This is a genomic window from Bacillus sp. FSL E2-8868, from assembly GCF_038005505.1.
GTDB lineage: Bacteria > Bacillota > Bacilli > Bacillales > Bacillaceae_G > Bacillus_A > Bacillus_A mycoides.
The window spans coordinates 526529-539921 of the sequence record NZ_JBBOTI010000001.1 but is presented as its reverse complement, the minus strand read 5'-3'; the positions used below and the strand labels follow the sequence as shown (position 1 = coordinate 539921).

Annotated in this window: 16 protein-coding genes; all 16 read right to left on the bottom strand. The window is 35.7% G+C overall.

Translation table 11 applies throughout. From position 1 onward, the window contains the following. Positions 1–15: 15 nt before the first annotated feature. The 16 genes from dnaG to rpsU all read right to left on the bottom strand — a co-directional run bounded on the left by dnaG (position 16) and on the right by rpsU (position 13389). Positions 16–1818 carry a DNA primase gene (gene dnaG / locus NSS74_RS02895; RefSeq protein ID WP_002015179.1) on the bottom strand — a complete coding sequence of 601 codons (1803 nt, stop codon included), beginning with the start codon at positions 1816–1818 and terminating at the stop codon, positions 16–18. A gap of 81 nt (positions 1819–1899) precedes the next feature. Further along, the gene (locus NSS74_RS02890) at positions 1900–2043 is read right to left on the bottom strand and encodes a hypothetical protein (protein WP_162836445.1); all 144 of its coding nucleotides are present in this window, start codon (positions 2041–2043) and stop codon (positions 1900–1902) included. Between the two features lie 664 nt (positions 2044–2707). Beyond that, a complete protein-coding gene (locus tag NSS74_RS02885; RefSeq protein ID WP_002015180.1) occupies positions 2708–3520 on the bottom strand; it encodes a pyruvate, water dikinase regulatory protein in 813 nt (270 codons plus the stop codon). A gap of 29 nt (positions 3521–3549) precedes the next feature. After that, positions 3550–4182: a helix-turn-helix transcriptional regulator gene (locus NSS74_RS02880; RefSeq protein ID WP_002015181.1), complete on the bottom strand. Its 633-nt coding sequence runs from the start codon at positions 4180–4182 to the stop codon at positions 3550–3552. A 106-nt stretch (positions 4183–4288) separates the two neighbouring features. Further along, positions 4289–5035 carry a DNA repair protein RecO gene (gene recO / locus NSS74_RS02875; RefSeq protein ID WP_002129136.1) on the bottom strand — a complete coding sequence of 249 codons (747 nt, stop codon included), beginning with the start codon at positions 5033–5035 and terminating at the stop codon, positions 4289–4291. 33 nt (positions 5036–5068) lie between these two features. Continuing rightward, positions 5069–5212: a YqzL family protein gene (locus NSS74_RS02870; RefSeq protein WP_000883924.1), complete on the bottom strand. Its 144-nt coding sequence runs from the start codon at positions 5210–5212 to the stop codon at positions 5069–5071. A 176-nt stretch (positions 5213–5388) separates the two neighbouring features. Continuing rightward, the gene (era, locus tag NSS74_RS02865) at positions 5389–6294 is read right to left on the bottom strand and encodes a GTPase Era (protein WP_002088672.1); all 906 of its coding nucleotides are present in this window, start codon (positions 6292–6294) and stop codon (positions 5389–5391) included. Next, positions 6287–6685: a cytidine deaminase gene (locus NSS74_RS02860; protein WP_002015184.1), complete on the bottom strand. Its 399-nt coding sequence runs from the start codon at positions 6683–6685 to the stop codon at positions 6287–6289. The genes era and NSS74_RS02860 overlap by 8 nt, the downstream gene beginning before the upstream one ends. A 99-nt stretch (positions 6686–6784) precedes the next feature. Then, positions 6785–7138: a diacylglycerol kinase family protein gene (locus NSS74_RS02855; RefSeq protein WP_002143170.1), complete on the bottom strand. Its 354-nt coding sequence runs from the start codon at positions 7136–7138 to the stop codon at positions 6785–6787. Continuing rightward, on the bottom strand, positions 7135–7605 hold the full coding sequence (gene ybeY, locus NSS74_RS02850; protein WP_002088675.1) for an rRNA maturation RNase YbeY: 471 nt from the start codon (positions 7603–7605) through the stop codon (positions 7135–7137). The genes NSS74_RS02855 and ybeY overlap by 4 nt, the downstream gene beginning before the upstream one ends. After that, the gene (locus NSS74_RS02845) at positions 7602–9746 is read right to left on the bottom strand and encodes an HD family phosphohydrolase (protein WP_002015188.1); all 2145 of its coding nucleotides are present in this window, start codon (positions 9744–9746) and stop codon (positions 7602–7604) included. The genes ybeY and NSS74_RS02845 overlap by 4 nt, the downstream gene beginning before the upstream one ends. A 197-nt stretch (positions 9747–9943) precedes the next feature. Next, a complete protein-coding gene (locus NSS74_RS02840; protein WP_002015189.1) occupies positions 9944–10903 on the bottom strand; it encodes a PhoH family protein in 960 nt (319 codons plus the stop codon). Between the two features lie 3 nt (positions 10904–10906). Continuing rightward, positions 10907–12106, bottom strand: coding sequence for a sporulation protein YqfD (yqfD, locus tag NSS74_RS02835; RefSeq protein ID WP_002143171.1), 1200 nt, complete (start codon positions 12104–12106; stop codon positions 10907–10909). 249 nt (positions 12107–12355) lie between these two features. Beyond that, positions 12356–12649, bottom strand: a complete 294-nt coding sequence (gene yqfC, locus NSS74_RS02830) for a sporulation protein YqfC (RefSeq protein WP_002067170.1) — start codon at positions 12647–12649, stop codon at positions 12356–12358. Between the two features lie 107 nt (positions 12650–12756). Further along, positions 12757–13200: a GatB/YqeY domain-containing protein gene (locus NSS74_RS02825; protein WP_000054578.1), complete on the bottom strand. Its 444-nt coding sequence runs from the start codon at positions 13198–13200 to the stop codon at positions 12757–12759. Positions 13201–13215: 15 nt separating this feature from the next. Next, entirely contained in the window at positions 13216–13389 is a 174-nt protein-coding gene (gene rpsU / locus NSS74_RS02820; RefSeq protein ID WP_000048061.1) for a 30S ribosomal protein S21, read from the bottom strand. Between the last annotated feature and the right edge of the window lie 4 nt (positions 13390–13393).

Genomic DNA, 13393 nt, shown 5'->3' with positions numbered 1-13393 from the left:
ACTTTATCGAAAAAGCTATTTTCTTGCTTTTTGACTTTGTAAATATGCCACATAATATTTAGCAGCCTCTACAGGATCTGTTTTTTCCATTTGTTTTACTTTAAAGATAATTTCCATCTTTTCAAGTTTTTCTTTATGGCGTCTTAGCGCCTCCAAATGACCTTGTAACGCTTCTTCTGTGTACTCTGGATTAATAAATTCATCCGTCGAAATATCAGTAATAATATTTTTCAACTTTTCATCAGAGAGCCAACTTAAAAATGTTCCGACTGAAGGTTCATTTCCCTTTTCATAATATGCGTATAGTTCATATAAAATCCCTTTATGTTCTTCTGTATAAAAATCTTCTATATGAGGTTCCATACGCACTGTCACTTCTGCACTTTGCAACATATGGTAAATAATTTCTCTTTCTGCCCTTTCAAAACCTGTTAATTTCGGTTTCGTTTGAACAATTTGAGATGGCTTAGAAACCTGCTTTATTTGTTTTTGCTGTACCTTTTGTTCTTTGCGATATTGGTGCAATTGATTCAAAAGTGTTTCCATTGAATACGAAAATTCTTGCGATAATGATTTTAAATATGATTCCGCCTGCATCGCATCCTGTAGCAATGATAACTCTTTTAAAACACTTTTTACATATTCTTCTTTGCCAGACTCATCTTGCAAATTTTTCCCTAAACGCAAATAATTTATTTTGAAACCAACAAAACTTATACTTGATTTCACAAGATTTTCAAAAGCGGTTGTCCCATATTGTTGCACATATTCATCAGGGTCAAGCTTATCTGGCAAGGATGTAACTTTCACTTGGCAACCAACTTGCAATAGTAATTGCCCTGCTTTCATCGTCGCTTCTCGCCCTGCTTTATCACCATCATAGCAAAGAACAACAGTTTCAACGTTACGTCGCAGAAGTTTCGCTTGTTCTTCGGTTAAAGCTGTTCCCATTGTCGCAACAGCTTCTTCCACACCACTTTTCACCGCGGCTAGTACATCGGCATAACCTTCAAAAAGGACAACCTGCCCACGTTTTCTAATAAACGGCCTTGCTTGGTGGAAATTATACAACAGCTTACTTTTGTAAAAAATCGGTGTTTCAGGACTATTCAAATATTTCGGAGTGTCATCTCCTAATGCCCTTCCACTAAACGCTATCACCTTACCTTGTAAAGTATAAATCGGAAACATAACTCTTCCGCGGAAGCGGTCATAATGACTGCCATCCTTCTCACTTCTTACAAGAAGGCCAGCCTGTTCCATACTAGATAGCGACAAACCTCTTTTTTGTAAAATTTTCGTTGCTGCATCCCAAGCTTGTGATGCATAACCAATTTCAAATTTCTCAATCATCTCTTTTGTAATACCACGTTTTAATAAATATGAAAGTGCTTCATTTCCTTCTTCTGTATTTACTAATAAATGATGATAATACTTTTTCAAAAGTTCATGAGCCTGTTGCATGATGACAGTGTCATCAGATATGTCTTCTTGTTGTTGTTGTCCTTGCCCTGATGTATATTCTGCAACTGCAATTCCATTTCTTTCGCCAAGCTTTTGAACAGCCTCTGTGAAAGCAAGTCCTTCCATTTTCATAAGAAAAGAAAATACATTTCCACCTTCTCCACATCCGAAACAATGAAAAATTTGCTTATCAGATGAAACAGAGAATGAAGGAGAATTCTCACCATGAAATGGACAAAGGCCGAAATAGTTACGCCCCTGCTTTCTAAGTTGAACATACTCACCAATCACTTCTACAATATCGGATGATGTCCGAATCTGTTCAACAACTTCTTCAGGAATTCTGTTCCCCATAACTCCATCTCCGTGTCGTATTTTGTATTCGATATAAATTAAAAGATTCCTTTATAATTCGACAATATTTTTCTAAATTTGTTAGAAAGTACTGTCGATCACATTGTGTAAACGATTTTGGACCTTTCGTATAAGTCCCCAGTCTGCGTAAATTCGCAGATACATACTACTATATAAAATTGTATACATTTGCTCATCTGTTACAAATGTATCTCCTGGAGACAATACATATACTCCTTTTTCACAAGAAGACTAGCAAGAAGCACTATAGCCTGTATGATCATGTGATCTGTAGCTTTTGCATGTTAATAAATATAACAATCAACTTCATCTTGCTCAGAATCTACATAGACCCAATTACCTTGCTGTTTTCTTGAACGATGAGCATAGGATACGACAAACAAAATTTCGACATAAAATTTTGTTCCAACTTGCACAATTGCATTCTTCACGGGATACGCATCTGCATCAAATAATATCTTATCTGATGTTTTGCATATTTCTGTATTCTACATCCCTTCTGTGAATCCTTCCATAATGTGCGTTTTCTTGTCTAGATTTTGTCGATTTAACGTAAATACATGTCTTTTTCGAAAATCCTATCCCTAGTTTATTCTGAAAAATTAAAGTCTAAACGTAAAATATAGGTTTTTATCACAATTTTTTATTATAATATATTTTCTTCAACTACGCTACATATCCCTTTAATTTTCATCTTACACTTAAAGATAACGAAATCGTTCCTTTAGCATAATTAAAAAACAGAAGAATATAAGTATAACCATTCCGCTATATTCTATTACTAAGCCGAAAGTTCATGCTCTACTTCGCATCTTCCTCTAACGCCTTCTCACGAGCGAAAAAAGCACATTCACCTTTGGTAAATGTGCTAAAACATTTTTTGGTTTTGCACTGCATTCACAATAATATTTGCTGTTTCTTCAATTGCCTTATTTGATACATCAATCACTTGACAATTTATTTTACTAATTACTTCCTCAAAATGATCAATTTCTTCTTGAATACGATTAATATTTGCATATGTTGCTCCATCACTTAATCCAAGTGATTTCAATCGTTCTTTTCGAATATGATTTAACTTATCTGGTATAATTTTCAAACCGAAACATTTCTCTTTTGCCACTTGATATAATTCCTCAGGCGGATCCACTTCCGGTACAAGTGGTACATTAGCAACTTTCAAACGTTTGTTATGCGCTAAATATTGTGAAAGTGGTGTTTTTGATGTACGTGAAATTCCAATCAACACGATATCAGCTTTTAAAATACCACGTGCATCTCTACCATCATCATACTTAACTGCAAATTCAATCGCTTCTATTTTTTTAAAGTACTCTTCATCTAATCTTCGAACGACACCTGGCTCATACCTTGGTACTTGCCCTGTAATTTCTTCAATTTGATCGATAAGAGGTCCGATAATATCGTATGCCTCTACTCCTTCTTTTGCCGCTTCTGTCAATAAATATTGACGCATATCAGGCTTTACTAACGTAAAACAAATAAGCGCTTGATTGCTCTTGGCAATCGAGATTACTTCTTTTAATGTCCCTGTATCTTCTACATACGGTACACGCCTAATATCAGGAGCGAATGGGAACTGTCCCATTGCCGCTCTAACAACCAAATCAGCCGTTTCTCCTACAGAGTCAGATACGACATATACGATTTTATTATCCATTACATTACCTCACTTTAAACAAATTACACTTATTCGTTATTTACTAAATTTACAAACGCACGTGTAATATTTGTTTTTGTAATTCGTCCAATCACTTCTAAACCTTGTTTCGTATCCTTCACAACCGGCATCGCATCAATCTGTCTTTCTATTAATTCCATCGCAATATCATATAAAGAATCCTCCCTGCGACACATCGCAATGTTTGGCATCCTTGTCATGATAATATTAACCGGAAGAGAGGTTAAATCCTGCTTTCCTAAGCTAGCTCGTAATAAATCTTTACGAGATACAACGCCAACTAATAAAGTAGCTTGATCTACAACAAATAATGTACCAACGTCCTCTAGAAACATAGTACAGATTGCATCGTATACTGATACATTTTTATCAATTACAGCCGGTCTAGATTGATAATCTTGCACTTTAATTTTCTTAACAGCTTCAGATAATAGCTGTCCCCCGGTTTTACCCGTATAAAAATAACCTACACGTGGACGCGCTTCTAAATAACCAGCCATCGTTAAAATTGCTAAGTCTGGTCTTAGCGTTGCACGTGTTAAACCCAATTGCCCAGCAATTGACTCCCCTGTAATAGGACCGTGATCTTTTACAATCTGAATGATATGCTCTTGCCGTTTATTCAGCTCTATGATAATCACCACCTTTAATGCACAACGAAAAAAGTTATACTATCTCTTAAATATTATATACTAAATATGCTATTCGAAAAAGAAAGTATGTAAAAAGGACCGTATACGGCCCTTTTTATATTTGAAACTTATCAAGTTGTTCCAAGAAACGCCTTGTTTTCAAATAAATCCCACAATATTCGTCATAATATGTATTCAATACTGTGCGCATTTGTTTTTTTGTACTATCCTTCACCGATACATTACCGAGCCGGTGTAAATCAAAGTGAAAAAAGAGACGTAATAATTTATGAACAGCCTCTCCCACCGGAATACGATACGGATCTTGCTCCGCATGACGCGAGCACAGAAAACCGCCTTCCCGGACAGAGAAGGCGACAAAATCTGTTTCTTGATGACAAATAGCACATGTATCAAAGTACGGGCGCATCCCTAATACCGGAAGCATTTTCGTTTGATAAATTAATGATAATACTTCTGGATCAACACCCTCACACATATAATGCAACGTTTGATATAACATTTCAAATAAATACGGATTATGCTTCTTATCTTCTGTTGCTTTATCGGTTAATTCAATAATAAATGATGCATAAGCAGTTAAAAATATATCCTCGCGAATTTCTTTCATAGATGAAATAATCTCGCCTTGTTGCAAAGTTCCAAGTCCAGATCCCATTTGAATAAGAAAATGACCATGTGTCATAAGTTGCGAAATAGCTGCTAACCGACTCTTCGGCTTTTTCGCCCCTCTTGCCATTGCACTTACCTTACCAAATTCCCGTGAGTATATTGTAACAATCTTATTTGTTTCTCCGTAATCTGTCGTACGGATAACAATGCCCTCAACTTTTTGAAACATGTTCGTCACCATCCAAGGTTTGAACAAAACGGGTCAAGAAATTGGAGAGTCTAGATGCGCTAACTCCTCTTCATGTTGATCCATCTCATCGTTTACGTCTTTTTCCATTTCTTTCAAAAGCAAATACGTTTCAATGCTTCCTGTTTTGGAGAAAAACTTCCAGGTAAAATCTAGCATAAGAATCCACCTTTCTCAATAAGCGTAGCCTATAAACCAATTTCTTTTGTTGTTATTAAGTTGACCCATTTTGTTCATTTTCATGTGAGAAAAATTTTTCCTAATTTATCAAGGTTCATAAAAACCAATAATCAGCGGATGAACAAAACATCCACTGATCACAACTTTACTTCATATTAATACTCGTCTTCACGGAAACCAAGGTCACGAAGCTGTGACATCTTATTACGCCAATCTTTTTGCACTTTCACCCATACTTCTAAAAATACTTTAGAACCAAGAAGTGCCTCAATGTCAAAACGAGCTCTCTTACCGACTTCTTTTAACATCTTCCCTTGCTTACCTATAATAATTCCTTTTTGTGATGCACGTTCAACAACAATCGTTGCGTTTATATAAACCGCTCCGCCCTCACGCTTTTGAATTGCATCAATAACAACCGCTACAGAATGCGGTACTTCTTCACGTGTTAAATGTAATACTTTTTCACGAATAAGCTCTGAAATAATAAATCGCTCTGGATGATCCGTTACTTGATTATCCGGGTAATATTGCGGTCCTTCTGGTAAATACTTTTTAATTGCTCCGATTAACGCTTCAACGTTATTACCGTCCAATGCAGAAATTGGCACAATCTCCGCGAACTCATATAATTTACGATATTGATCAATCAACTCCAGCAATTGCTCTGGATGAAGTTGGTCAATTTTATTAATTACCAAAAATACCGGTTGTTTCGTTTCTTGTAATTTCTCAATAATAAATTCCTCACCACGACCATATCCTTCAGTTGCATTGACCATAAACAAAACAATATCAACTTCTTTTAATGTCGTTTGAGCCATCTTCACCATGAAATCGCCTAGTTTATGTTTAGGTTTATGTATTCCTGGTGTATCAATGAAAACTACTTGTGAATCATTTTCTGTATATACACCTTGAATTTTATTACGAGTTGTTTGTGGCTTATCGCTCATAATGGCAATTTTTTGGCCAATAATACGATTTAAAAATGTAGATTTCCCAACATTCGGTCTGCCAATAATAGAGACAAAACCTGATTTATAACCTTTTCTATTCATGTAAATCCTCCGCTAAAAATGCTCCTGGTAACAATTCTCCGACTGTTGTCTCTTGAACATCACCATGTAAGTTTGATAGGTATACTTTCGTATCCTGTTTACATAATTCTATCATAACTTGTCGACATGCTCCACAAGGAGGTACTGGACGCTTTGTATCCGCTACGACTGCAATAGCTACAAACTCGTTATCCCCTTCAGAAATTGCCTTAAATAAAGCTGTTCGTTCTGCACAGTTACATAAACCATATGATGCATTTTCAACATTACATCCACGATATATTTTTCCATCCTGAGTCAGTAAAGCTGCACCTACTTGAAATTTAGAATATGGTACGTACGCTCGTTTACGCGCTTCGGTTGCTTCTTGAATTAATTGTTTGCTATTCATATTCCCGCATCCTTTCCGTTCATAGATGTGAATAGATACACTCTTTCATTAAAGGCCTTCACGGCGCTCCCAAAGCTTAATAAAAGCTTCGGAATGCAACTATACCATATACGGTAAAAAGATAATAGCACCAATTACAGCAGCTATAATTGCAAATAATAAAACTGCCCCTGCTGCAACATCCTTTGCAATTTTTGCAACCGGATGAATATCGACGGTTGCTAAGTCTACTGTTTTTTCAATAGCCGTATTCACCATCTCTAAACTCATTACAATCCCTATCACAATAAGTACGACAATCCATTCCATTGTTGTAATATGGAAATAAAAGCCGCAGCATATAACGATGACTGCGGCTAAATAATGAATTTTCATATTTCGTTCATGACGAAGACAAAAGTATATACCAGCTATAGCATATCCAAAACTATCTAAAAGTTTTCCTGTTTTCATCGTCCTAATCCAAAGGCCTCTAAAATTTCTTTTTGTCTTCCAAACATTTCTTTCTCATCTTCTTCTGTCATATGATCATAACCAAGCAAATGCAAAAAGCCATGTAGTGCTAAAAACCCAAGTTCTCGATCAAAAGAATGTCCATATTCTTCAGCTTGTTCTTTTGCTCTTGGAATAGAAATAATAAGATCTCCTAACATACGCGGCATCTCTGCACCGACAATTTCCATTTCGCCTTCTCCCATTTCTTCCATAGCAAAAGAAATAACGTCCGTAGGCTGATCCTTATCTCGGTAATCACGGTTTATTTCACGAATACGTTCATTATCTACAAATGTAACCGATAATTCTGCGCCTTCTTCTATGTTCTCCATTTGGGCTGCTTTCTCTACTAAACCTCGAATCAAACTTATATATTCGTCTTTCACTTCTTCTGTTTCATCAATAAAATCAATTAATAAACTCATTCTTTCTCCTTTTCTTCCGGCGGTTCCGGATATGTAATACGGGAATGGAAAATACCATTTAACGTTTCACATAACGTTTTTCCAACGATTTGTAGTTCCTTAAATGTCAAATCACATTCACTAAATTGACCATCTTGCAGGCGATCTTTAATAATACTTTGCACTAAATTATTAATCTGATCTGGTGTTGGATGGTTCATCGAACGTACCGCCGCTTCCACACTATCAGCAATACCAACGATCGCCGACTCTTTAGAAGTTGCTTTTGATCCTGGATAGCGGAACATTTCCTCCGTATATTTCTCTTTATCTTCTTTAATCGCATTATAATAAAAATATTTAAGTAACGTTGTACCATGATGCTGTCCAGCAATATCGATAATTTCTTGAGGTATATGGTGTTCTTCTAACATTCTCACCCCATCGGTTACATGAGCAATTATAATATCTTTGCTCGTTACAGGGTCTAATCTATCATGCGGGTTTTCAATACCCATTTGGTTTTCAATAAAAAACTGTGGTTGTACCGTTTTCCCTACATCATGATAATACGCCCCTACACGCGCTAATACTCCATTTGCTCCAACTGCTTCACAAGCAGCTTCTGAGAGATTAGCTACCATTACACTATGGTGATATGTACCTGGTGCTTCTAATAAAATTTTACGCAAAAGCGGGTGATTCGGACTTGAAAGTTCCATCAATTTCATACTCGATACAATCCCAAGACCACTTTCTAAATATGGTAAAATCCCCATAGCTAGAACAGAAGAGATAATACCCGAAACAGCAGCCATTAATAATTGCACCCCAATTTCAAGAGGCGAAAAATTCCCGTTACGTAATAATAGCAAAGCCGCTAATACGACTACATTTAATACAGAAACGAGTATACCAGCTTGTAAAATCATCGTACGACGATTTTTTTCTCTCAAGAAAATACTAACTGATAATGAACTTAATAAAACATAAATCCCCACACTATAATTCAGTGTACTCGTTACACCTTCATTAAACATAATACTTCCGCATACAGAAAAGATCATACTCGTTAAAAATACAAATCGATCACCAATCATTAATTTTACAAGTATTGTTCCCATTGCAACTGGAACAACATACGCGATTCCTGCATACTCAAGCTTTTGAAACAAACTAATGATTTTCATTAAAACAATCGTGATAGACAAAATTGTAATATACGCTAAGACATACGGCCTATCTTCTCTTTTCCGCTGTAAAAACACTTCAAACTGCTTATGCATAAAGTACAATAGCACACCAATGAGTACCGCTAACCCAACATAGGGTTGAAAACTGTTCCCTTTTTCTAACAGGCCAACTAATTTCAACTGATTGTACATATCACTTGAAATCGTTTCACCTTCTCTAACAAGGACTTGCCCTTGAAGAATATAAACAGGTGGAACTAAATCTTCTTCCGCTTTTCTCTTCTCTTTTGTTAAGGTCGGATCATAAAAATAGTTTGCAGAAATCGCATATTTCCCTAACGCCTTAATAGATTCCTTTAAACCATTATCAACATTAACACTATTCATCTCACTTACATATCGTTCCTTCGCATCCTTCAATTCATCCATTTTAACATGCTCAGTCATGATACTATTAATAGCTGTAACTGTTGCATCTTTCGCTAATACTAATTGGTTCGAATCTGCATTAATTAAGTTTAGTAAGTTTGAATCAGATAATTCTTTCGTTAAATCAGTAGGCAATTTTTTTTTCAACTTGTCCACTTTTTCAGCATCAGTAATCTTTTTTTGCTCATCCGGTCCAACCGCTTTAATCTCTTGTATCACTTCATCTACTTTAGCAAAGACGTCATTCACAATATCCACTTTATTTTGTTTATACTCACTTTTATATGTATATTGATCTTCAACTTTTGTAGCGGCTTCTTTTTTCTTTTTGTCCGTTGTAACTTTATCTTCAATTTTAATAGGAGAATGGATTGTTTTTTTCGCAATAGAATATGTTGTAACATCTAATTGCTCTGGTTTTACATTATTCATAAGTGCAAAAAACAGTACTGCTCCTAATAAAACGTAAGAAATCCAACTTAGTTTTTTCGAATGTTGTAAATTACGAAACCACTTAGAAATTTCTTGAGATCTTGACATGATTTCAATACCTTCTCCTCTCCAGAAATAAAGTAAAACTATTTATAGCTTTCATTTCTTCCAGCCAACGATGCTTTTTAGGACCATATTTTTATAGACCATCACCTATAGTTTATTTCCCTCGTCTTTAATGATAGTAAAAAATATGTCATTCGCCAACCTTATCATACAAAAAGAAATGATCCTGACAAATAGGATCATTCCATTTTATCATATGCCTCAATAATACGTTGCACTAACGGGTGTCTCACAACGTCCGTTTGTTCCAATGTAATGAACGAAAGACCTGATACACCAGATAAAATATTAGCAGCAATAGAAAGACCTGACTTTACCCCTTTCGGCAAGTCTACCTGTGAAGGATCCCCCGTAATAACCATTTTAGAACTAAAACCTAATCGTGTTAAAAACATTTTTATTTGAACACCAGTTGTATTTTGCGCCTCATCTAATATAACAAATGAATCATCAAGAGTACGCCCTCTCATATAAGCAAGAGGTGCAATTTCAATTACACCACGTTCCATCATACGTTGTGTATATTCTTGTCCAAGAATATCATGTAACGCATCATATAGTGGACGTAAATACGGATCTACTTTTTCTTTCAAATCACCTGGTAAAAACCCTAAGCTCTCTCCAGCTTCTACAGCAGGTCTTGTTAAAATAATTTTCTTTACATACCCTTGCTTTAAAGCTCTCACAGCCATTACTACGGCTAAGTATGTTTTTCCTGTCCCAGCAGGCCCTATCCCAAATACAATATCATTCTTTTTCATTGCATGAATATATCGTCTTTGCCCCATCGTTTTCACACGAATGGATTTACCTTTTGCCGTTTTAAAAATTTCCTCTTCATATAATTCTTCGAATTGAGCAATTTTCCCTTGTTGCCCAAGCTGAATCGCATACGCAACATCTCTTTCCGAAATTGATACACCTTTACGGATAACAACAAGTAACTGTTGTAAGATTTTTTCTACGAGCACCACAGTTTCATCTGCCCCAGATACACGAACAGATTCTCCTCTAGTCACAATCGATACACTAAGTTCTCGTTCAATTACTTTTAAATGAGCATCATTTACCCCAAAAAGAGCGATTGCTTCGTTGGGATTTTCCAATTGTTGGTTCATTTCTACTAATTGTTCTGCCATTACTCAGTCTCCTTGAATATCGGATTCAGATATTGGTTGTGGCTCTGCAATATTTTCAATCACTGTATAATGTAATGTGACCTTTAGGTGATCCGCCTCAACCTCTTTACTCAAAATGTTATCACTTACAATCATAGCATGTTCATCCAATTTTTTCTTCAGTTCTTTTTCTGCCATCTCTTTCGCTACTTTCATTGCTTGTTTTTCGGTATATTCTCGGTTCGCTTCTTCCTCTTCTCGTACAATATCTTTCTCGTATGCAATTGGTAATGTAAATCCAAATAATTTCACATCATGTTTTACACTTTCAGTACGAGAGCGCTTATACTTATCCTGTAGAAATCCCCATATTTTTATTTTAGTACTCCCAAATTTAAGGAAATGTTCATTGTATGAATTACCAGTATACACTTGAAATTGTGTCTTTAACGGAACATCCACCTCAGATTTATACCACGTTTCTCCATATACAATCCCTTTAGCCGAAACAACTGTCGGATTCTCCTCATTACCATACATCCCGGATACGAGAAGTTGCCCCTTTTCCACATGGTCATTTTTCATGACAACCGGCTTCCCAACTTCCACAAATGTTTTTGTAATAATCCCTTCTTTTTTTGCTACTAAGTTTTGTGGCTGTTGTTCACTTTCTTTTTTCGGCTCATTTTTTTCAACAATCTTAAAATGATATGTTGTCCCTCTTATTTCTAATCCCGCCCAAGTAATCGCATTAATATTGTCTGTCAAATGACGTTGAACATCTTCTACACTCGGCATTTGGAATTGTAATTTACCTTTTTTTATACCCATTTTGTCCAATTCTTTCATCAATATATATTCTGTTTCAGGTTTTGCTCCTGTAATTTCAATTTTCCACACCATATTTGACAATGCGATCATTCCGAAAAAAAATATTAAAAACCCAATTAAAAATCCACTATTTTTAATTACACGCTTATTCCAAAAAGGAAAACCGTAACGTCCAATAAAATATAATTTACATTCATTTTTTCTATAAATTGGTTTTATCTTTTTCACATCTCGTAATAACATACAAAAAACTAACGTTTCATCAGCTATCTTCTTTACATCCCAAACGAGTAATTTCTTCCGCACACACTCGTTAACAAAGCGTTCCGCTCCTCTACCTTCAATTCGCACCTTTACATACCCAAGCCATTTTATAAACCATTTATTTTTCATCGACTATCTCCACTACCTTTCTAAAAGTAGATACACTACTTTTCAATTCGATTATCAAACTAGCTCGCACTAAAATTTTAATTAGCAGATTCCTTGATCCTCACTAATTATTAACCTTCACGAGCCAGTTTTTTACGTGGAACTCAATTCCCACCTATCCTCTTTGTACGAACCGAATATTGAGGCCAGAACGTTACCGCCTGTTAATACAAGGTAACGAAGAAAAACTCCACAAACGGAAGTTTCTCCTCACTCCTCTTTCTTTTCATTTTCTAAAAACGTCACTTGTTCAATAATCCCTTCAAGCAACAGTTCTTCTGGAAGGATTGTTTTAATAACAAAGGATTGACCCTTAATTAATAATTGACCATGTTTCAATAGCAATCTTACCTCTTTATCTGAAAACACTAATAATCCCCGATGATTTTCTATATAGATATGTACTTGCCCAACAAGCGTGATCCGAGGTAGATCCATTAACACATCCACTGGCAGGTCTATTTGCTTCGTTAACCAATTCTTCATTTGTTCTATTTTTTTCATCTCAAAAGACCCCCTCTCATCCCATATGTATGAAAAAAGAGCTTGTAATATCACGTCCAAACTGAAAAAAGCATAAAAAAACGTCTCATACGAAATGAGACGCTTTTTTATGCTAATAGCTGGATAACCAGCTTATTCACAAGTGATCCGTCTGTTTTACCTTTTACTTTCGGCATAACAGCAGTCATCACTTTACCCATATCTGCTTTAGATGTAGCACCAACTTCAGAAATAACTTGCTTAATTATATCCGCTAGTTCTTCTTCTGTTAATTGCTCCGGCAAATATGCGCTTAAAATCTGAATTTCACTTTGCAGTTTATCAACAAGGTCTTCACGACCAGCTTTTTTAAATTCAAGGAGGGAGTCCTTATACTGTTTTACTTCACGAGCTAAAACTGTTAATTCCTCTTCTTCAGTAAGAGTATGTTGCAGTTTAATACCTTCATTTTGTAAAGCAGCCTTAACCATACGAATAACGGTTAATTTTTCTTTTTGTTTATTCTTCATCGCTTGTTTCATATCATCGTTTAAACGACCGAGAAGACTCATAACTTACACCCTCTCTTAGAACTTACGCTTTCTTGCCGCTTCAGATTTCTTCTTACGTTTTACACTTGGCTTTTCATAAAACTCGCGCTTTCTTGCTTCAGCAAGTGTACCAGTTTTAGAAACCGATCTTTTAAAACGGCGAAGTGCATCCTCCAAAGACTCGTTTTTACGAACGACTGTTTTTGACATTCTC

Coding starts and splice junctions, on each gene's coding strand:
- yqfD (WP_002143171.1), bottom strand. CDS start 12,106: ATGAAAAATAAATGGTTTATAAAATGGCTTGGGTATGTAAAGGTGCGA.
- NSS74_RS02870 (WP_000883924.1), bottom strand. CDS start 5,212: ATGCTAGATTTTACCTGGAAGTTTTTCTCCAAAACAGGAAGCATTGAA.
- recO (WP_002129136.1), bottom strand. CDS start 5,035: ATGTTTCAAAAAGTTGAGGGCATTGTTATCCGTACGACAGATTACGGA.
- NSS74_RS02845 (WP_002015188.1), bottom strand. CDS start 9,746: ATGTCAAGATCTCAAGAAATTTCTAAGTGGTTTCGTAATTTACAACAT.
- era (WP_002088672.1), bottom strand. CDS start 6,294: ATGAATAGAAAAGGTTATAAATCAGGTTTTGTCTCTATTATTGGCAGA.
- dnaG (WP_002015179.1), bottom strand. CDS start 1,818: ATGGGGAACAGAATTCCTGAAGAAGTTGTTGAACAGATTCGGACATCA.
- NSS74_RS02855 (WP_002143170.1), bottom strand. CDS start 7,138: ATGAAAACAGGAAAACTTTTAGATAGTTTTGGATATGCTATAGCTGGT.
- rpsU (WP_000048061.1), bottom strand. CDS start 13,389: ATGTCAAAAACAGTCGTTCGTAAAAACGAGTCTTTGGAGGATGCACTT.
- NSS74_RS02860 (WP_002015184.1), bottom strand. CDS start 6,685: ATGAATAGCAAACAATTAATTCAAGAAGCAACCGAAGCGCGTAAACGA.
- ybeY (WP_002088675.1), bottom strand. CDS start 7,605: ATGAGTTTATTAATTGATTTTATTGATGAAACAGAAGAAGTGAAAGAC.
- yqfC (WP_002067170.1), bottom strand. CDS start 12,649: ATGAAAAAAATAGAACAAATGAAGAATTGGTTAACGAAGCAAATAGAC.
- NSS74_RS02840 (WP_002015189.1), bottom strand. CDS start 10,903: ATGGCAGAACAATTAGTAGAAATGAACCAACAATTGGAAAATCCCAAC.
- NSS74_RS02825 (WP_000054578.1), bottom strand. CDS start 13,200: ATGAGTCTTCTCGGTCGTTTAAACGATGATATGAAACAAGCGATGAAG.
- NSS74_RS02885 (WP_002015180.1), bottom strand. CDS start 3,520: ATGGATAATAAAATCGTATATGTCGTATCTGACTCTGTAGGAGAAACG.